Origin of the sequence: Micromonospora sp. NPDC002296 (assembly GCF_040296145.1) — a bacterium.
Taxonomy (GTDB): domain Bacteria; phylum Actinomycetota; class Actinomycetes; order Mycobacteriales; family Micromonosporaceae; genus Micromonospora.
In genome coordinates, this window is the sequence record NZ_JBEOWQ010000006.1 from 188,776 (window position 1) to 207,668 (window position 18,893).

Sequence of the window (18,893 nt, forward strand, 5' to 3'; positions counted from 1 at the left end):
TCGCTTGCTGTACACCCCTGGAAACACTTCCGTGACACTCCCGAGCTGCGACGAAGGGCGGCGGGGCGGGCCCCGGCCGACGGCGGGTGACGCGGGTGGGCCAGGATGGGCACGATGGTCTACCGCTACTTCTACGACTGCGAGTTCATCGAGGACGGGCGCACCGTCGACCTGGTGTCGATCGGCGTCGTCGACGAGAACGGGCGCGAGTTCTACGCCGTCTCCACCGAGTTCGATGACTCCCGGGCCGTGCCCTGGGTGCGCCGCAACGTGCTGGACAAGCTCCCCTCGCCGGCCGACCGGGCCTGGCGGTCACGGGAGCGGATCCGCGACGACCTCCACGAGTTCCTGGTCGAGCCGGTCCGGGACCGGCCGGGCGAGCAACTGGAGCTGTGGGCCTGGTACGCCGCGTACGACCACGTGGTGCTGGCCCAGCTCTGGGGTGCGATGCCGGCGCTGCCCCGGGAGATCCCCCGGTTCACCAAGGACCTGCGGCAACTCTGGGACGACCGGGGACGCCCGCCGCTGCCGAACGCCGACGCCGCCCGGCACGACGCGCTGGTCGACGCCCGGCACAACCTCGCCCGCTGGCGCGCGATGACCGCCCGCTGACCTCGTCGGCTCCTTCAGGTTTGGTCGGGTCCGTCCCGGGCACCGCGTCGACATCCGGTCGATCGAGGGGGTATCGCCATGAGCAGTGAGCCGACTAGTGCCGCCGATGCCCGGCGCCGGGTCACCGAGCTGGTCCGGGAGGCACGGATCTGCATGCTGACCACCATCGGCCTGGACGGGCGGTTGGTCAGCCGGCCGATGGGGCTCCAGGCGGCGGAGTTCGACGGCGACCTGTGGTTCTTCGCCCACGCCGACTCGGCGAAGGTCCGCCAGCTCCGGGTGAACCCGGAGGTCAACGTGGGCTTCTCCGACCAGCGGAACAACGCCTGGGTGTCGCTGTCCGGCACCGCGCAGGAGGGGTACGACCGGGCCCGCGCCGAGCAGCTGTGGAACCCGTTGCTGAAGACCTGGTTCCCGGACGGCCCGGGCACCCCCGGGCTGACGCTGATCAAGGTGCACGCCAGCTCCGCGGAGTACTGGGGCTCGCCGAGCGGCACCGTGGTCAGCCTGCTCGGCTTCGCCAGGTCGGCGGTCACCGGGAAGCAGCCGAGGGCGGGGGCGAACCGGGAGGTGATCTTCTGAGCGGTGGGCGAGGGCTGCCCGGGGCGCGCGGTCGACGCGCAGCTACGACGGCTACAGTTCGCACTGACGGCCCGCCCCGGGCCGGCAATGGCGCCGATGGTCTGATCTGACACATATCCTGGGGCAAATCGGGCTTTTCCTGATGCTCCAGGAGGATGAGCAGATCATGCGTATCGGCGTGCTCACCGGCGGCGGCGACTGCCCAGGTCTCAACGCGGTAATCCGGGCGGTGGTCCGCAAGGGCGTCGCCAACTACGGTCACGAGTTCGTGGGCTTCCAGGACGGCTGGAAGGGCCCGCTGGAGGGCCTGTCCAAGCCCCTGGGCATCGCCGAGGTGCGGGGCATCCTGCCGCGCGGCGGCACCATCCTCGGCTCGTCCCGCACCAACCCGTTCAAGATCGAGAACGGCGTCGAGCGGATCAAGGACAACCTTGCCGCCCAGGGCGTGGACGCGCTGATCGCGATCGGCGGCGAGGACACCCTCGGCGTCGCGACCAAGCTGTACGAGCTGGGCGTCAACGTGGTCGGCGTGCCGAAGACGATCGACAACGACCTCGGTGCCACCGACTACACCTTCGGCTTCGACACCGCCGTCAACATCGCCATGGAGGCGATCGACCGGCTGCACACCACCGCCGAGAGCCACCACCGCACCCTGGTCGTCGAGGTGATGGGCCGGCACGCCGGCTGGATCGCCCTGCACGCCGGCCTGGCCGGCGGCGCCAACGTCATCCTGCTGCCCGAGCGGCAGTTCGACGTCGAGCAGGTCGCCGGGTACGTCGAGAAGCGCTTCCAGCACCAGTACGCCCCGATCGTCGTGGTCGCCGAGGGCGCCCAGCCGCTGGACGGCCAGATGGTGCTGCACAACCAGGAGCTCGACTCGTTCGGCCACGTCCGCCTCGGCGGCATCGGCCAGTGGCTCGCCGAGCAGCTGGAGGCCAAGACCGGCAAGGAGGCGCGGACCGTCGTGCTGGGCCACATCCAGCGCGGTGGCACCCCGACCGCGTTCGACCGGGTGCTCGCCACCCGGCTCGGCCTCCAGGCCATCGACGCGGTGCACGAGGGCGACTGGGGCAAGATGGTCGCGATGCAGAGCACGGACATCGTCCGGGTGCCGCTGGCCGAGGCCACCCGCGAGCTGAAGACCGTGCCGCTGGAGCGGTACGAAGAGGCCGAGGTCTTCTTCGGCAGCTGACGCCCACGCGGCGCGTGCGGCACCCCCTGGTGGGGCCGCCGCACGCGCCGCCGGGCTTCCGCCGCGGCCGGTCCAGGGCGTCCGCGGCGGCCGGCGCGCGGGCCGCGGCCTCCGGGGCGGGCGGCGACACCCTGGGGCGACGCGAGGCGGGCGACTGAGGGGGTACGGCCATGGCGGCGGGGAAACACACCGTGGCGGTGATCGGGGCCGGCAAGATCGGCGAGCTGATGCTCTCCGGTCTGCTGCGGTCCGGGTGGCCGGTGGAACGGCTGCTCGCCACCGCCCGGCGGCCGAGCCGGGCCGAGGAGCTGACCGCCCGCTACGGCGTCCGGGTGGTCGACAACCTGACCGCGGTGGACGAGGCGGCGGTGCTGGCCGTCTCCGTGAAGCCGCAGGACGCCTCCGCCCTGCTCGACGAGATCGGGCCGAAGGTGCCGGCCGACAAGCTGGTCATCTCGCTCTGCGCCGGCCTGCCCACCACCTTCTTCAACCGGCGGCTGCCCGCGGGGACCCCGGTGGTCCGGGTCATGACCAACACCCCCGCCCTGGTCGACGAGGCGATGAGCGCGATCTCGGCCGGCGCGCACGCCACCGGCGAGCACCTGGCCCTGGCCGAGGAGATGTTCAAGCCGCTGGGCGCGACCGTCCGGGTCCCCGAGTCCCAGCAGGACGCCGTGACCGCCCTGTCCGGCTCCGGGCCGGCGTACTTCTACCTGCTGGTCGAGGCGATGATCGACGCCGGAATCCTGCTCGGCCTGCCCCGACAGGTCGCCCACGAGCTGATCGTGCAGACCGCGATCGGCTCGGCGGTGATGCTGCGCGACTCCGGCGAGCACCCGGTGAAGCTGCGTGAGGCGGTCACCTCGCCCGCCGGCACCACGATCTCCGCCATCCGGGAGCTGGAGAACCACGGCGTCCGCGCGGCCATGCTCGCCGCGCTGGAGGCGGCCCGGGACCGGGCCCGCGAACTGGCCGCCCAGTCCGAGTAGCGGCCCGGTCCGGCACCGGTCACCGTCCCGCCGCAGCGTCGGTCGCCGGCTCCTGGACGGGCCGGCGGGACATGTCGTCCACCGGAATGCCCCATACTGTCGCGGTGTTCACACTCGCCCAGGCGCGGTACCTGGCGGCCACCCTGCTCCCACGCGTCGACGAACTGATCCGGCTCCGGGCCGACCTGGCCGAGCTGCGGGCCGACCTCGCCGACGGTGGGCTGAGCCCGCTCGGCGGCCTGGCCGAGGTCAAGGGCCTGGAGGCCCGGTTGCACGGGATCGTGGACGAGCTGCACGAGCACGACATCCAGGTCAAGGGCATCGCCCCGGTGCTGCTGGACTTCCCCGGCGAGCGGGCCGGCCGCCCGGTGCTGTGGTGCTGGCTGGAGGGCGACACCGACGTGCGGTGGTACCACCGCCCGAGTGCGGCTTCGCCGGCCGCCGCCCGGTGTGAGCGCAGGGCACCGCGCCGGCGACGACCGTCCGCCCCGCCACGGTCCGGTGTCCGACTGAGCCGCCCGGAGCCGGCTGCCCCGCCGTTAGCCTGGGCAGGTCTTTGCTCGAAGCGGGGGCGGGTCAATGCAGGTCAGGCTTCTCGGACCGGTCGACGTGATGGTGGACGACACGCCGCGAACGGTTTCCGGCCTGCGGCGCAAGGCCGTGCTCGCCGTGCTTGCCCTGCACTCGGGCGAGATCGTCAGCACCGGCCGCCTCGTCGACGTGATCTGGGGCGACCAGGCGCCCGCGACCGCGCAGAACACCTTGCAGAGCCACGTCTCCCACCTGCGCCGGACGATCGGCGTACGGAACGTGATCGTGTCGCGACCGCCCGGCTACGAGCTGGACGTGCCGGGTGAGGCCACCGATGTCGAGACCGCCGAGCGCCTCATCCGCGACGGCACGCGCACCACCGATCAGGCGTACGCCCGCTCGTGCCTGCGGGCCGCGCTCGGCCTGTGGCGCGGTCGGGCGCTGGTGGACGTCGCCGGCCTCGCCTGGCTGGACGAGCAGGCCGAGCGCCTGGAACACGTCCGGCTGGTGGCGGTGCGGGCCCTCGCGGATGCCCGGTTGGCCCTCGGCGAGCACGCGCAGCTCGTGCCGGAGCTGGACCAGCTCAGCCAGGAACACCCGCTCGACGAGCACATCTACCGACAGCTCATGTTGGCGCTCTACCGCACCGGCCGGCAGTCCGACGCGCTGGCGACGTACCGGCGGCTGCGTCGCACGCTCCGCGAGGAGCTGGGGATCGAGCCGAGCCCGGACCTGCGTGAGTTGGAAGGCGCCATCCTGATCCAGGACCCGGCCCTCGACCCGGCCCCGGAGCCGATCGAGGTGGCCGCCGGTGCGAGGCGCCCGTCGATCCCCGCACACCTGCCGCCCGCGGTGCGTGCCTTCGCCGGCCGTACCGCCGAACTCCACCGACTCGACGAGCTGCTCGCCGGGACGGACGAGAACGGTCCGACGGCGGTGGTCATCTCGGCCGTGTCGGGAACCGCGGGCGTGGGCAAGACGGCGCTGGCCCTGCACTGGGCCCACCAGGTCGCCGACCGTTTCCCCGACGGTCAGCTGTACGTGAACCTGCGCGGATTCGACGCCGGCGGCTCGGTGCTGGACCCCACCGAGGCGGTGCGGGGGTTCCTCGCCGCGCTCGGAGTTCCGGTGGAGCGCATCCCGGCGGACCTGCCGGCGCAGGCTGGTCTCTACCGCAGCCTGCTGACCGGCAAGCGGGTCCTCGTGCTGCTGGACAATGCCCGCGACGCGGAGCAGGTCCGCCCGCTGCTGCCCGGCTCGGCCGGCTGTCTCGCCGTGGTGACCAGCCGCAACCAGCTCACCCCGCTGGTCGCCATCGAGGGCGCCCACCCGATCGCCCTGGACGTGTTGCCGACCGCAGAGGCCGAGGACCTGCTGGCCCGCCGGCTGGGCGCCGACCGGGTGGCCGGGGAACCGGACGCGGTGCGCCAGATCATCACGAGTTGCGCACGGCTGCCCCTCGCGCTGGCCATCACCACCTCCCGGGCCGCGACGCGCCCCGGCTTCCCGCTGGCCGCGCTCGCCGAGGAGCTGCGGGACGCGGCGGACGCCCTCGACGCCTTCGACGGCGGGGACCCGGCCACCAACGTACGAGTGGTCTTCTCCTGGTCCTACCGCGCCCTGGGCCAGGATGCCGGCCGGTTGTTCCGGCTGCTGGGTCTGCATCCCGGCCCGGACATCGCCGTGCCCGCCGCCGCCAGTCTCGCCGGCATCGCGCCGCGCCAGGCGCGGGTCCTGCTGGCCGCGCTGGCGCGGGCCCACCTGCTCATCGAGCACGCGCCGGGGCGGTACCTCTTCCACGACCTGTTGCGGACCTATGCCACCGAGCTGACCCGCGACCTCGACAGCGAGGCCGACCGGCGCGCGGCGGAGCGCCGGCTGCTCGACCACTACCTGCACGTCGCGTACGCCGGTGCCCGGCTGTTGCAGCCGTTCCGTGAGCTGATCGACCTGGAACCCGCCCTGCCCGGCGTCACGACGGTGTCGCCGGCGGACGCCGAGCAGGCGATGGCCTGGTTCGACGCCGAGCATCCGGTGCTGCTCAACGCCGTGGCCCGGGCGGCCGAGGACGACATGCAGGGACACGCCTGGCGGCTGGCCTGGACCCTGTCCGACTTCCTGGACCGCAGGGGACACTGGCACGACTGGGTGGTGACCCACGAGACCGCGCTGGCTGCCGCCCAACGGTTGGCGGACCTCCGAGCCGCCGCGAGGGTCCACTGCGGCCTCGGCCGCGCCCAGGCCCAGTTGGGCCGGTTCGCCGACGCCCATGCCCACTTCCGATGGGCGGCCAGCCTGTCGGGCCAGCTCGCCGACCCGGCCGGTCAGGCGCACGCCGATCGCAGCATCGCCTGGTTGTACTCCCGACAGGGACAGCACCGGAGGGGACTCGTCCACGCGCTGCGCGCGCTCGAACTGTTCGAATCGGTCGGCGACCGTCCGATGCAGGCCCGGGCCCTCAACACGGTCGGCTGGCAGTACGCCCAACTGCGTGACCACGGGCCGGCACTGCGCTACTGCCGACGGGCGTTGCGCCTGCTCCGCGAGGTCGGCGACCGCTTCGGCGAGGCCAACACCTGGGACAGCCTCGGCTACACCCACCACCACCTCGGCGAGTACCAGGAGGCCACCGCCTGTTACCGGCGGGCGGTCGAGCTGTTCCGCGATGTCGGCGACCGCTACTACGAGGCCGACACGCTCAGCCACGCCGGGGACAGCCGCCAGGCGGAGGGCGACCTCGACGGCGCTCGCCGGTCCTGGCAGCGGGCCCTGGACATCCTCGACGCGCTCGGTCACTGCGACGCCGAACGGGTCCGCGTGAAGCTGCGCCGGTTCCGGCGACCGCCGCGACCGCTCGGCCCGGCTTCGCCGAACCACCTGGACGCCGGTTCGCCCAGGTGTGGCTGATCCGTCAGGACGTGTGTCGAGGTGCGAAAGACGCACGGCCGTCTCCGGCGGCAGGCAAGCGCGATCGCCACCAACCGGGCGCTGCCCTGACGATCAGCAAAGACCTACCAGCACCGGAGCGTTCCGGGGCCGGGCGGCCACCCGGGAACCGCCGGCGACCCGCCAGGCGCGCAAGATCGTGCTCGATCCCGGAAGGTGTGGCCTCCCACCCGTAACGAGGCCACACCTTCCCTGATCGAGCACGATCTTGTTCCCTGATCCAGCACGATCCGGGCCCGATCCTGTGCGCTCGTACGGACCCGGACCACGCCAGGGGTTCGCCAGGGCCCGCCCGCGCGGGAAGCAGGCCTGAACGCCCGAAGCGGGCCGGCCCCGGCGATCGGCCCGAGTGCCGCTCCGTTCGGATGCTCGGGTCGGCGGCGGTGCTCGGGCGGGTCAGGGCGAGCAGGTGCTCGGAATAGACGTTGTTGAAGCCCTTGACCACCCCTGACTTCGGCAGGTGCCGCTGGAGCAGCTCGTTGGTGGTGGACTCGTCGTCCAGCCCGGCGGGGGCGCATTCCCGGCCGATCCGGTCCGGTTGGTCCGCCACTCTGGACGGTTGCGGACCGAACCACCCCTATCCACCCCTGTAGGCAATCGGTGATCTTCCATAAGGCCTGTATTCAGTGATACCTATCTCTTACCACGACTTCCCACCCCCAGGAGTGCTACGTGCGGAGATCCCGCTTCATTACCCTCGCCGTGAGTGTCGCGGCGTCCCTCGGTGCCACGCTCACGCTGGCCGTTCCCGCCCAGGCGTCCGCCAGCGACCACTACGTCGCCCTCGGCGACTCGTACGCCTCCGGCGTCGGCGCCGACAACTACACCGCCGAGAGTGGTGCCTGCAAGCGCAGCACAAACGCGTACTCCGCGCTGTACAACACCAAGATCAAGCCCGCCTCGTACAAGTCGGTGGCCTGTTCCGGGGCGATCACGTCGGACGTGATCAACAAGCAGATCTCGGCGCTGTCGTCGAGCACCACGCTGGTCAGCGTCACCATCGGCGGCAACGACGTCGGCTTCTCCACCATCATGCAGACCTGTGTGCTCCAGGGCGAGAGCCAGTGCGTGGCCGCCGTTGCCGCCGCCGAGGTGAAGGCGCGCACGGAGCTGCCCGGCAAGCTGGCGAACGTCTACAACGGAATCAAGGCGAAGGCGCCCTCGGCCCGGGTTGTGGTCGTCGGCTACCCGGTCTTCTACCAGCTCGGCACGCCCTGCGTCGGGCTCACCACGACCTCCCGGACGAGGCTCAACGCGGGCATCAACCTGGTCGACGACATCATCCGCACCGCCGCCACCTCGGCCGGGTTCAAGTTCGCCGACGTGCGGTCGGCCTTCGTCGGCCACCAGCTGTGCAGCTACGGCGAGAAGTGGATGCACGCCCTGAACTTCCTCAACATCGGCGTCTCGTACCACCCGACGGCGGCCGGTCAGTCCGGCGGCTACTACCCGGTCTTCCGCTCCGCCGCGGGCTGACCGGGCCGGCCCCGGCCGGTGACCTCCGAGGCCGCGCCCCCACCCCGACGGGTGGGCGCGCGGCCTCGATCAATTCGGGGAGGGGCCGGCGGGCTACGCCGGCAGGATCTTCTCGATCGCCGCGCGCAGCTCGGGGGAGTCCGGCGCGACGGTCGGGGCGAACCGGGCGGCCACCGTGCCGTCCGGCGCCACCAGGAACTTCTCGAAGTTCCACCGCACGTCGCCGGCGTGCCCGTCGGCGTCCGGCGCGGTCACCAGCTCCGCGTACAGCGGGTGCCGGGCCGGGCCGTTGACGTCCACCTTCTCCGTGAGCGGAAAGGTCACCCCGTAGTTGACCTGGCAGAAATCGCCGATCTCGGCGGCGGTGCCCGGCTCCTGGCCGGCGAACTGGTTGCACGGCACGCCGAGCACCACCAGGCCCCGGTCGGCGTAGGTCTCGTGCAGGGCCTGGAGGCCGGCGTACTGCGGGGTGAGGCCGCAGCGGGACGCCACGTTCACCACCAGCAGGGCCCGGCCCCGGTGGCGGTCGAGGTCCGCCGGGCCGCCGGTCAGCGCGTCGATCCGAGTGTCGAAAACGGTCATCCGTCGAGGCTACCGACCGGCCGCGTCGGCCGGACGGGCCCCGGTTTCTCCTAGATCGACGCATGTACATCTTGACGAAGTGATGACGCCGTGAGTAGCGTCTCAGCATCCTTTAGGAAAGTTTCCTAACTGTTTGGGGAGACGCCAGATGAAGAGATCGTTCCGCCGGGCCCTCTGGGCCGGCGCCGTGGTCGCGGTGACCGCCGCAGCGGTCCCGATGACCTCGGCGTTCGGCGCCGGAAGTGTGACCGCCACGTTCGCCAAGGCGCAGGACTGGGGGACCGGTCACGAAGCCCGGGTGACCGTCGCCAACGACTCCGCCGCCAGCATCAGCAACTGGCGCATCGAGTTCGACCTGCCGGCCGGCACCACCATCAGCAGCTCCTGGGACGCCGACGTCACCAGCAGCGGCAACCACTACGTCGCGGTGAAGAAGAGCTGGGGCGGCCCGATCGCCCCCGGGGCGAGCTTCAGCTGGGGCTACAACGGCGTCGGGGCGTACAAGGCGCCGCTGAACTGCACCATCAACGGCGCGCCGTGCGCCGGGGGCGTCACCCCGACCACCAGCGCCCCGCCGCCGACGACGACCCCGCCGACCACCGCGCCCCCCACGACCCCGCCGCCGACCACCCCGCCGCCGACCACCCCGCCGCCGGGCGGCAAGAAGGTCGTCGGCTACTTCGCCGAGTGGGGCGTCTACGGCCGCAACTACCACGTCAAGAACATCCACACCAGCGGGTCCGCCGCGAAGCTGACCCACATCCTGTACGCCTTCGGCAACACCGCCGGCGGTCGCTGCAGCATCGGCGACAGCTACGCCGACTACGACAAGGCGTACACCGCCGCGGACAGCGTCGACGGCGTCGCCGACACCTGGGACCAGCCGCTGCGCGGCAGCTTCAACCAGCTCCGCAAGCTGAAGAAGATGTACCCGCACCTCAAGGTCATCTACTCCGTCGGCGGTTGGACCTGGTCGGGCGGCTTCACCCAGGCCGCGCAGAACCCGACCGCGTTCGCCGAGAGCTGCTACAACATGGTCGAGGACCCGCGCTGGGCGGACGTCTTCGACGGCATCGACGTCGACTGGGAGTACCCGAACGCCTGCGGCCTCACCTGTGACACCAGCGGCCCCAACGCCTTCAAGAACGTGGTCGGCGCGCTGCGGACCAGGTTCGGCTCCTCGGCGCTGGTCACCGCCGCCATCACCGCGGACGGCAGCGACGGCGGCAAGATCGACGCCACCGACTACGCCGGCGCGGCGGCGAACCTCAACTGGATCATGCCGATGACGTACGACTTCTTCGGCGCCTGGGCGGCGCAGGGTCCCACCGCCCCGCACTCGCCGCTCACCTCCTACCCGGGCATCCCGCAGCAGGGCTTCTGGAGCGACGCGGCGATCCAGAAGCTCAAGAGCAAGGGCATCCCGTCCGACAAGCTGCTGCTCGGCATCGGCTTCTACGGCCGAGGCTGGACCGGGGTCACCCAGGCCACCCCGGGCGGCACCGCCACCGGCGCGGCCCCCGGCACGTACGAGGCCGGCATCGAGGACTACAAGGTCCTCAAGAACACCTGCCCGACCACCGGCACCGTCGCCGGCACCGCGTACGCCAAGTGCGGCAGCAACTGGTGGAGCTACGACACCCCGTCGACCATCGGCGGCAAGATGACGTACGCGAAGAACCAGGGCCTCGGTGGCGCATTCTTCTGGGAGCTCTCCGGCGACACGAGCAACGGTGAGCTGATCGGTGCCATCAAGGGCGGCCTCGGCTGAGCCGAGGGCCGACGCAACACCCACACGGCGGGGAGGGACCAGGCACCGGTCCCTCCCCGCCCGCTCGTGCCGCCGGCACCCCGATGACACCCCGACGACGCCCGACCCGTGGACACCCCGCCCCACCCGCCCCGCCCGCCCCGACGTGGCGCACCGGGTGCTCGGCGGGGCCGGGGTGATGTGTCAGACTCGCGCATCGGCACCTGCCCGTGCCGGGTCGAGGGGAGGGACGGATGGCTGTGGCTCACTCCAGGTCGGCGCTCGTCGCGGCGCTCGCGCTCCTGCCGTTCGCCCTGTTCGGCTGCGGGCTCGGCGGCGACGACGACGAGAAGGCGGCGGAGCAGCCCGGGCGGGCGCCCGCCGAGGAGGCGGCCACCAAGGCCCGCGAGCGGGTGCAGGCGTACCTCGACGCGATGATCGCCAAGGACGCCGCGGCCGGGCGCAGCCAGCTCTGCACCCCCGCCCAGGGGAGCTTCGACTCCGCCGCCACCGGCCCGAACGGCGACTTCGCCGACCACTTCACCGTGACGGAGGCGGCCATCACCGACGTCCGCCCCGGCTCGGCCGGGCAGGAGGTCAGCACGTCGGTCACCGTCACCGTCGGCGCCCGGAAGGCCAACCGGCCGCTGCTGTTCACCGTCACCCGCAGCGGCGCCGACTGGTGCGTCGCGGGGGAAGCGCCGGGCGGGCACACCCCGGCGCCGACGGTCACCCCCTGACATCCTCCCGCCACGCCGGGCTGCGGCCTCCCGGCGCTCCCAACCTCCGGAACCGTCCCCCTCGACGCCCGGTCCCTCCGGGGGCCGCCGTACGCTTTCCCCATGCGCCATGAGTGGCATCAGCTGAGCCATCCCGCGGTGGGCAGCCCCGGCCTGCAGACCAGCCGTCCGACCGTCGACTCCGCCGAGGACGCAGCCCTCGGCCTGGACCGCTGGCGGGACCTGCCCCGGGCACAGATCCCGCCGTGGCCGGACCCGGCCGCGGTCGCCGAGGTCTGCAAGGTGCTCGACACCGTGCCGTCGGTCGTCGCGCCCTACGAGGTCGACCAGCTCCGGAACCGCCTCGCGCTGGTCTGCGAGGGCAAGGCGTTCCTGCTCCAGGGCGGCGACTGCGCGGAGACCTTCGTCGACAACACCGAGCATCACCTGCTCGCCAACGCCCGCACCCTGCTCCAGATGGCGATCGTGCTGACCTACGGCGCGTCGCTGCCGGTGATCAAGGTCGCCCGGGTCGCCGGGCAGTACACCAAGCCCCGGTCGCTGCCGACCGACGCCCGGGGGCTGCCCGCCTACCGTGGCGACCTGATCAACTCGCTGGAGGCCACGCCGGAGGCGCGCGTCGCCGATCCGCAGCGCATGATCCGGGCGTACGCGAACTCGGCCGCCGCGATGAACATGCTCCGGGCGTACCTGGCGGGCGGGCTGGCCGACCTGCACGCGGTGCACGACTGGAACAAGGGCTTCGTCAAGAACTCCCCGGCCGGCGAGCGCTACGAGGCGATCGCCCGGGAGATCGACCGGGCGCTGGCCTTCATCAGCGCCTGCGGGATGACCGAGGACGACGCGCTGCGCACCGTCACCCTCTACTGCTCCCACGAGGCCCTCGCGCTGGAGTACGACCGGGCGCTCACCCGGGTCTCCGGCAACCGGGGGTACGGCCTGTCCGGGCACTTCCTCTGGATCGGCGAGCGGACCCGGCAGATCGACGGCGCACACATCGACTACATCTCCCGCATCGCCAACCCGATCGGCGTGAAGCTCGGCCCGACCACCACCCCGGACGAGGCGATCGAGCTCTGCGAGAAGCTCAACCCGGACAACATCCCCGGCCGGCTGACCCTGATCAGCCGGATGGGCAACCACAAGGTCCGCGACGCCCTGCCGCCGATCGTGGCGAAGGTCACCGCCGCCGGCGCGAAGGTCGTCTGGCAGTGCGACCCGATGCACGGCAACACCCACGAGTCCTCCAACGGCTACAAGACCCGGCACTTCGACCGGATCGTCGACGAGGTTCTCGGCTACTTCGAGGTGCACCGGGGCCTGGGGACCCACCCGGGCGGCCTGCACGTCGAGCTGACCGGTGAGGACGTCACCGAGTGCCTCGGCGGGGCCCAGGGCATCGAGGACCTCGACCTGCCGGACCGGTACGAGACCGCCTGCGACCCGCGGCTGAACACCCAGCAGTCGCTGGAGCTGGCTTTCCTGGTGGCGGAGATGCTCCGTGGCTGACGCGAGGAGTGAGCTTGCGAGCCCCGCAGTCGGCGGCTGAAGGGACAACTGTGGCTGACGCGAGGAGTGAGCTTGCGAGCCCCGCAGTCGGCGGCTGAAGGGATGATTGTGGCTGACGTGAGGAGGGACAACTGTGGCTGATCTTCTCGTCGACCTGCGATCGGACACCGTGACCCGGCCCACCGCCGGGATGCGGGAGGCGATGGCCAACGCCGAGGTCGGCGACGACGTCTACGGCGAGGACCCGACGGTCAACGCCCTGGAGACCGAGGTCGCCGCCCTGTTCGGGCACGAGGCGGCGCTGTTCGCCCCGACCGGGTCGATGGCCAACCAGATCGCCCTGCAACTGGTGGTGCCGCCCGGCGACGAGCTGCTCTGCGACGCCGACGCGCACATCGTCACGTACGAGATCGGCGCGGCGGCGGCGTACGGCGGGATCTCGTCTCGGACCTGGCCGGCGGACGGCGCGGACATCAACCCCGAACTGGTCGCCGGCATGGTCCGGCCGGACGGCTACTTCGCGGTGCCGACCCGGGCCATCGCCGTGGAGCAGACCCACAACCGGGGCGGCGGCGGGGTGATCCCGCTGGACACCCTGCGCGAGCTGCGCCGGGTCGCCGACGCCAACGGGCTGGCCCTGCACTGCGACGGCGCCCGGATCTGGCACGCCCACGTCGCGGACGACGTGCCGCTGGCCACCTACGGAGCCTTGTTCGACACCATGTCGGTCTGCCTGTCCAAGGGCCTCGGCGCGCCGGTCGGCTCGCTCGTCGTCGGCAGCGCGGAGAAGATCGAGCGGGCCCGGTTCGTCCGCAAGCGGATGGGCGGCGGGATGCGCCAGGCCGGCGTGCTCGCCGCCGCCGGCCGGTACGCCCTCGCGCACCACGTCCAGCGGCTCGCCGACGACCACGCGAAGGCCGCCCGGCTGGCCGAGGCGGTCGCCCCGTTCGGGGTGCTCGCCTCGCCGGTGCGGACGAACATCGTCCCGCTGGACCTGACCAAGTTTCCGCTGGACGCCCGGGGCCTGGCCGCCGCCGCCCGCGCCGAGGGCGTGCTGATCTCGGTCCTCGGCCCGCGCACCGCCCGCCTGGTCACCCACCTGGACGTCGACGACACCGCCATCGCCCACGCCACCCAGATCCTGACAACCCTCCTCCGCCGCTAACCCCCAGATTGCTCCGGTGAGCAAGAGGTTCGCGTCGGGATCCGGCGCTCGGACGACGTAGAACTCTTGATCAACATGCCCGTCCGCGGCCGGCCGGCGGGTCAGGGGTGGAGGCGGGCGAGGGTGGCTATGTCGGCGGCGTGGCCCTCGTGTTTCTCCGTGGGGGTCTCCACCACCACCGGGATGCCCGCCGTGGCGGGGTGGGCCATCAGCTCGGCGAACGCCGGCTCGCCGATGCCGCCCTTGCCGATGTTCTCGTGCCGGTCCCGGGTCGAGCCGCACAGGTCCTTCGAGTCGTTGGCGTGCACCAGCCGCAGCCGGTCCGGCCCGACCGTGGCGACCAGCGTGTCCAGGCAGGCCGTCATGCCGCCCTCGACGGCCAGGTCGTGCCCGGCGGCCCAGGCGTGGCAGGTGTCGAAGCAGACGCCCAGGCCGGGGTGCCGGTCCACCGAGTCCAGGTACGGGCCGAGATGCTCCACCCGGGAGGCCAGCGACCGGCCGCCACCCGCGCTCGGCTCGACCAGCAGCAGCGGGCCACCCACCGCCAGCGTCTCGTCGAGCAGGGGCAGCAGCGCCTCGCGTACCTGACGCATGGCCGCGTCGGCGTGACCTGCGTCGACCGCGCTGCCGGCGTGGAAGACCACCCCGGAGGCGCCGATCGCCCGCCCCCGGCGCAGCGCGTGGGCCAGGGTCTGCGCCGACCGCTCGACCGTGGCCGGGGTGGGGGAGCCGAGGTTCACCAGCAGCGATGCGTGGACGAACACCGGCACGCCCCGCTCGGCGCAGCCGTCGCGGAACAGCGCGTCCTGGGCCGGGTCGCCCGCCGGGAGCGCCCAGCCCCGGGAGTTGGAGACGTAGACCTGGACGGCCTCGGAGCCGGCCGCGTCGACGTACGGCAGGGCCGCCCTCGCCAGCCCGCCCGACGTGGGGGTGTGCGAGCCGACCGGCCGGCGCAGGGCGGACGCCGACATCTCTACAGACACCCGATCGTGATCTGGGTGCCCGGCGCCACCTGGGCGTTCTCGCCCGGGTTCTGGAACCGGACGATGCCGTTCGGGTTGAACTGCACGTTCACCGGGAAGCCCTGGCTCTCCAACTGCTGCTTGGCCTGCTGACAGGGCAGGTCGAGCACCCGGGGCACGACCACCGGGGCGGGGCCCTTGCTGACGTCCAGCTTGACCTGGGCCCCCTTCTCCACGCCCGCGCCGTCCGCCGGGCTCTGCCCGAGGATCTCGTCCTTCGGCTTGTCCGAGTCCTTGTACGTCTCGACCGGCACCAGGCCGAGCTGGGACAGGGCGGCGCGGGCCTCGTTGACGTTCTTGCCGACGAGGTTCGGCACCGAGATCGGGGCCTTGCCCTTGCTCAGGATGACGGTGACCTTCGCGCCCGGCTTGACCTCGGCACCGACCTTCGGGTTGGTGTCCACCACCACGCCCTCGGGCAGGTTGTCGTCGTACCGGGGGGCGCCCTTGGCGACCACCAGCTTGGCGTTGACCAGGTCGGCCTGGGCCAGCTCGAACTCCTTGCCGACCACGTCCGGCACGGGGAACCGGTCGGGCCCCAGCGAGAGGGTGAGGGTGATGGCGCCGCCCTTGAGGATCCGGGCGGCCGAGGCCGGGCTCTGTGCCACCACGCCGTCGCGCGGGACCTTCTCGTCGTAGCGGGGCTTGGCGTACTCGAGGGTGAAACCGCCCCGGGTCGCCTGCGCCTGTGCCTCGGCCTTGCTGAGGCTGACCAGCTGCGGGGCCACCGTGTACCGGCCCACCCCGAACCACCAGCCGGTGAGCGCGGCGATCAGGACGAGCGCCACGGCCGCCGCCAGCAGGCCCATGCGCCCCCGCCGGTCGCCAAGCACCCGGGCCCGCAGGGCGGCGATCCGGCCGCCCGGACCGGAGCTCTCCGGCTCGGCCCGCCGCCGGTGCGGGCGCTGCTCCTTGTGCTCGGGCAGCCGGGCCCAGGCCGGGCGCTCGGTGGGCCGGACCGCCGCTACCACCATGGTGGGCTGAGTCAGCGGGGTCGCGCCGTCGGTCACCGCACGCAGCACGGCGGTGTGCGCGTTCGGGTTGCCCAGCTCGTCGCGGGCGACCTGGACCTCGGCCAGCAGGACGCCGGCGTCGGCCGGCCGCGCCTCCGGGTCGCGTCGGGTGGCCCGGGCGACGAGTTCGTCGAGCGCCTTCGGCAGCCCCGGCACCAGCGTCGACGGGGTCGGTACGTCGTTGTCGACGTGCTGCCAGGCGACGTCCACCGGCCGGTCGCCGTCGTACGGGACCCGGCCGGTGAGCATCTCGAACAGCACGATGCCGGCCGAGTAGACGTCGGTGCGGGTGTCGGAGTGCCCATCGGTGACCAGTTCCGGCGCGACGTACGCCACCGTGGCCATGAGCTGGTTGCCCGGCTCGTCCTCGGCGCTGGCCTCCACCGCCCGGGCCAGCCCGAAGTCGGCGACCTTGACCACGCTGTCGACCAGGTTGGCGACCCCGCCGGTGGGCGCCTCGGCGACCAGCACGTTCTCCGGCTTGACGTCGCGGTGCACCAGGCCGGCCCGGTGCGCGGCGGCGACCGCGGCGAGCATCTGCTCCATGATCGACAACGCCTCGTCCGGGTGCAGCCGGCGCCGCTCGGCGAGGACGTCCCGCAGCGTCCGGCCGCGCACGTACTCCATCACCAGGTACGGCAGTCCGGCGTGGGTGCCCTGGTCGTAGACCGCCACCACGTTCGGGTGGGTCAGCCGGGCGATGGTCTTCGCCTCGTCGGTGAACCGCTCCAGGAACCCGGCCATCCGGGCCCGCGTCTCGGCGGCCTGGGTCGGGTGAATGATCTTGACCGCGACGGTGCGCTCCAGGCGCTCGTCGGTGGCGGTGTACACGGTCGCCATGCCGCCACGGGCCACGCGACCGCGAATGCGGTAGCGCCCGTCGATCAGCGAGCCCAGCAACGTGTCGGCGACCTGTGTGTCCATCGGCAGGCAGTCTATGTGTCCAGAGGGCAGAGGTTGAACAGGATGCTACAGATGGTTGGCGAGAGGGTCCGCCCCGCCGCGCTCACGTCGCCCCCGGAGCCCTCCCGGCACCCGTCCGGACCGGTCGAGGGGGTGCCCTCGCCGCTGCTGGCGGCGGCGTGGCAGGGTGATCGGGTGACCGACTCCGTACCCTCCGACCAGGCTGCCTCCGGCACCCGCCCCGCCGGCCCGACCGATCCGGCCCGCTGGCTGACCCTGCCGGACGTCGCCGAGCGCCTCGATCTGTCGATCAGCAAGATCCACCAGATGATCCGGGACCGGGAGCTGCTCGCGGTGCGCCGCGACGGCGTCCGCCGGATTCCCGTCGACTTGGTGGCCAACCAGACCGTGCTCAAGCACCTGCCCGGGGTGCTCACCCTGATGACCGACGCCGGCTACGACGACGAGGCCGCGCTGCGTTGGCTCTACGAGCCCGACGACACCCTGTCCGGCGGTACCCCGGCCGCCACGCTCGGCGGCGACCACGCCCGCGAGGTCAAGCGCCGCGCCCAGGCCCTCGGCTTCTGACCCCTGACCCACCCCGCCCGACCCCTGTCTCCCGTCGCACCGGGCGGGTCGGGCGGGGCTGCGCCGTACCGGGCGGGCTTGGCCGGGCTGGCGGGTCGGCCGGGCCGGGCGGGGCGGGGCGGGGTCAGTCGGCGCGGCGGGTGGCGGCGACGGCGAGGTCGACCAGGGCCTGGCGGGCCTCCGTCTCCAGGTCGACGGCGGCCAGCGCGGCCAGCGCCGTGTCGGTCAGCGTGGCGATCCGCTCCTCGGTGCGGGCCAGCGCCCCGGTCGAAGTGATCAGCTCGCGCAGCCGGGCCACCCCGTCCTCGTCCAGGCCCGGGTCGCCGAGCCGGCCGAGCAGTAGCTCCCGGCCGGCCGCGTCGGTGGCCTCCACGGCCACCGCGACCAGGTACGTCCGCTTGCCCTCGCGCAGGTCGTCGCCGGCCGGCTTGCCGGTCTGCGACGGGTCGCCGAACACCCCCAGCACGTCGTCGCGCAACTGGAACGCCTCGCCCAGCGGCAGCCCGTACGCCGAGTAGGCCCCCCGGACGTCCGCCGTCGCGCCGGCCAGCGCGGCGCCCAGCAGCAGCGGACGCTCGACCGTGTACTTCGCCGACTTGTACCGGGCGACCTTGCCCGCGCGCTCCACCGAGGTGTCGCCGGTGGCCTGGGTGAGCACGTCGAGGTACTGCCCGACGGTGACCTCGGTGCGCATCTCGTCGAAGACCGGGCGGGCCCGGGCCACGATCCGCGGGTCCAGCCCGGCGGAGTGCAGCAGCTCGTCGGACCAGACCAGACACAGGTCGCCGAGCAGGATCGCCGCCGCGTCGCCGAACCCGTCGGCGTTGCCGACCCACCCGTGGCCGCGATGCCGGGCGGCGAACCGCCGGTGCACCGCCGGCTCGCCGCGCCGGGTGTCCGAGCGGTCCATGAGGTCGTCGTGGATCAGTGCGCTGGCCTGCACGAACTCCAGCGCGGCCAGCGCGGTCACCACCTGGTCCGAGTCGCCCCCGCCGGCACCCCGGAACCCCCAGTACGCGAAGGCCGGGCGCAGGCGCTTGCCGCCGCCCAGCACGAACGCCTCGATCGCCTCCGCCACCGGCACCAGGTCTTCGTCGACGCCCTTCATCCAGGCGTGCTGACCGGCCAGGAACTCGGTCAGGGCCTTGTCGACCCGCTGACGCAGGCCGGCGCGGTCGACGGGGGACACGGGAGCAGCGTGGGTCACGCCCCCGACGCTAGCCGGTCGCCCGGGACCACGCCGCATCCGTGGCCCGTGGCACGCCGTGGGCCACCCCGGCCGCCGGGCGC

The 18,893-nt window shown here is 72.8% G+C and carries 15 protein-coding genes and 1 pseudogene; 12 read left to right on the top strand and 4 right to left on the bottom strand.

The features are described 5' to 3' along the window. Positions 1-114 precede the first annotated feature (114 nt). The 7 genes and pseudogenes from ABT023_RS07880 to ABT023_RS07910 all read left to right on the top strand — a co-directional run bounded on the left by ABT023_RS07880 (position 115) and on the right by ABT023_RS07910 (position 8,331). A complete protein-coding gene (locus tag ABT023_RS07880; RefSeq protein ID WP_350882944.1) occupies positions 115-612 on the top strand; it encodes a polyadenylate-specific 3'-exoribonuclease AS in 498 nt (165 codons plus the stop codon). A gap of 78 nt (positions 613-690) precedes the next feature. Further along, the gene (locus tag ABT023_RS07885) at positions 691-1,194 is read left to right on the top strand and encodes a pyridoxamine 5'-phosphate oxidase family protein (protein ID WP_350882870.1); all 504 of its coding nucleotides are present in this window, start codon (positions 691-693) and stop codon (positions 1,192-1,194) included. A 166-nt stretch (positions 1,195-1,360) separates the two neighbouring features. Then, a complete protein-coding gene (locus ABT023_RS07890) occupies positions 1,361-2,389 on the top strand; it encodes a 6-phosphofructokinase (protein ID WP_350882946.1) in 1,029 nt (342 codons plus the stop codon). Between the two features lie 170 nt (positions 2,390-2,559). Then, on the top strand, positions 2,560-3,378 hold the full coding sequence (proC, locus tag ABT023_RS07895; protein WP_350882872.1) for a pyrroline-5-carboxylate reductase: 819 nt from the start codon (positions 2,560-2,562) through the stop codon (positions 3,376-3,378). A gap of 86 nt (positions 3,379-3,464) precedes the next feature. Beyond that, a pseudogene (locus ABT023_RS07900) lies at positions 3,465-3,746 on the top strand (DUF2203 family protein); the annotation flags it as partial. A gap of 211 nt (positions 3,747-3,957) precedes the next feature. Next, positions 3,958-6,816, top strand: coding sequence for an AfsR/SARP family transcriptional regulator (locus ABT023_RS07905; RefSeq protein ID WP_350882874.1), 2,859 nt, complete (start codon positions 3,958-3,960; stop codon positions 6,814-6,816). A gap of 741 nt (positions 6,817-7,557) precedes the next feature. Continuing rightward, positions 7,558-8,331: an SGNH/GDSL hydrolase family protein gene (locus tag ABT023_RS07910; protein WP_350882876.1), complete on the top strand. Its 774-nt coding sequence runs from the start codon at positions 7,558-7,560 to the stop codon at positions 8,329-8,331. Positions 8,332-8,424: 93 nt separating this feature from the next. On the opposite strand, the gene ABT023_RS07915 is transcribed toward ABT023_RS07910, so the two are convergent. Continuing rightward, the gene (locus tag ABT023_RS07915) at positions 8,425-8,913 is read right to left on the bottom strand and encodes a glutathione peroxidase (RefSeq protein ID WP_350882878.1); all 489 of its coding nucleotides are present in this window, start codon (positions 8,911-8,913) and stop codon (positions 8,425-8,427) included. A 148-nt stretch (positions 8,914-9,061) separates the two neighbouring features. Here ABT023_RS07915 and ABT023_RS07920 point away from each other — a divergent pair, with 148 nt between their 5' ends. From ABT023_RS07920 to ABT023_RS07935, 4 genes are all read left to right on the top strand, one after another. After that, positions 9,062-10,684 carry a glycosyl hydrolase family 18 protein gene (locus tag ABT023_RS07920; RefSeq protein WP_350882880.1) on the top strand — a complete coding sequence of 541 codons (1,623 nt, stop codon included), beginning with the start codon at positions 9,062-9,064 and terminating at the stop codon, positions 10,682-10,684. 233 nt (positions 10,685-10,917) lie between these two features. Then, positions 10,918-11,403: a hypothetical protein gene (locus ABT023_RS07925; protein WP_350882882.1), complete on the top strand. Its 486-nt coding sequence runs from the start codon at positions 10,918-10,920 to the stop codon at positions 11,401-11,403. 102 nt (positions 11,404-11,505) lie between these two features. Next, positions 11,506-12,912, top strand: a complete 1,407-nt coding sequence (locus tag ABT023_RS07930) for a class II 3-deoxy-7-phosphoheptulonate synthase (protein ID WP_350882883.1) — start codon at positions 11,506-11,508, stop codon at positions 12,910-12,912. Between the two features lie 133 nt (positions 12,913-13,045). Further along, positions 13,046-14,077, top strand: coding sequence for a threonine aldolase family protein (locus ABT023_RS07935; RefSeq protein ID WP_350882885.1), 1,032 nt, complete (start codon positions 13,046-13,048; stop codon positions 14,075-14,077). Positions 14,078-14,178: 101 nt separating this feature from the next. Here ABT023_RS07935 and ABT023_RS07940 read toward each other — a convergent pair whose 3' ends face one another. Both ABT023_RS07940 and pknB read right to left on the bottom strand, forming a co-directional pair. Beyond that, positions 14,179-15,048, bottom strand: a complete 870-nt coding sequence (locus ABT023_RS07940) for a deoxyribonuclease IV (RefSeq protein WP_350882948.1) — start codon at positions 15,046-15,048, stop codon at positions 14,179-14,181. Between the two features lie 2 nt (positions 15,049-15,050). Continuing rightward, positions 15,051-17,036, bottom strand: coding sequence for a Stk1 family PASTA domain-containing Ser/Thr kinase (gene pknB, locus ABT023_RS07945; RefSeq protein ID WP_350882887.1), 1,986 nt, complete (start codon positions 17,034-17,036; stop codon positions 15,051-15,053). Positions 17,037-17,210: 174 nt separating this feature from the next. On the opposite strand from pknB, the gene ABT023_RS07950 reads away from it, so the two are divergent. After that, on the top strand, positions 17,211-17,603 hold the full coding sequence (locus ABT023_RS07950; protein WP_350882950.1) for an Rv2175c family DNA-binding protein: 393 nt from the start codon (positions 17,211-17,213) through the stop codon (positions 17,601-17,603). Between the two features lie 124 nt (positions 17,604-17,727). On the opposite strand, the gene ABT023_RS07955 is transcribed toward ABT023_RS07950, so the two are convergent. Further along, positions 17,728-18,810 (bottom strand): polyprenyl synthetase family protein, encoded by a 1,083-nt coding sequence (locus tag ABT023_RS07955; RefSeq protein ID WP_350882889.1) that lies wholly within the window; start codon positions 18,808-18,810, stop codon positions 17,728-17,730. Between the last annotated feature and the right edge of the window lie 83 nt (positions 18,811-18,893).

Coding starts and splice junctions, on each gene's coding strand:
- ABT023_RS07880 (WP_350882944.1), top strand. CDS start 115: ATGGTCTACCGCTACTTCTACGACTGCGAGTTCATCGAGGACGGGCGC.
- ABT023_RS07885 (WP_350882870.1), top strand. CDS start 691: ATGAGCAGTGAGCCGACTAGTGCCGCCGATGCCCGGCGCCGGGTCACC.
- ABT023_RS07890 (WP_350882946.1), top strand. CDS start 1,361: ATGCGTATCGGCGTGCTCACCGGCGGCGGCGACTGCCCAGGTCTCAAC.
- proC (WP_350882872.1), top strand. CDS start 2,560: ATGGCGGCGGGGAAACACACCGTGGCGGTGATCGGGGCCGGCAAGATC.
- ABT023_RS07905 (WP_350882874.1), top strand. CDS start 3,958: ATGCAGGTCAGGCTTCTCGGACCGGTCGACGTGATGGTGGACGACACG.
- ABT023_RS07915 (WP_350882878.1), bottom strand. CDS start 8,913: ATGACCGTTTTCGACACTCGGATCGACGCGCTGACCGGCGGCCCGGCG.
- ABT023_RS07920 (WP_350882880.1), top strand. CDS start 9,062: ATGAAGAGATCGTTCCGCCGGGCCCTCTGGGCCGGCGCCGTGGTCGCG.
- ABT023_RS07925 (WP_350882882.1), top strand. CDS start 10,918: ATGGCTGTGGCTCACTCCAGGTCGGCGCTCGTCGCGGCGCTCGCGCTC.
- ABT023_RS07930 (WP_350882883.1), top strand. CDS start 11,506: ATGCGCCATGAGTGGCATCAGCTGAGCCATCCCGCGGTGGGCAGCCCC.
- ABT023_RS07940 (WP_350882948.1), bottom strand. CDS start 15,048: ATGTCGGCGTCCGCCCTGCGCCGGCCGGTCGGCTCGCACACCCCCACG.
- pknB (WP_350882887.1), bottom strand. CDS start 17,036: ATGGACACACAGGTCGCCGACACGTTGCTGGGCTCGCTGATCGACGGG.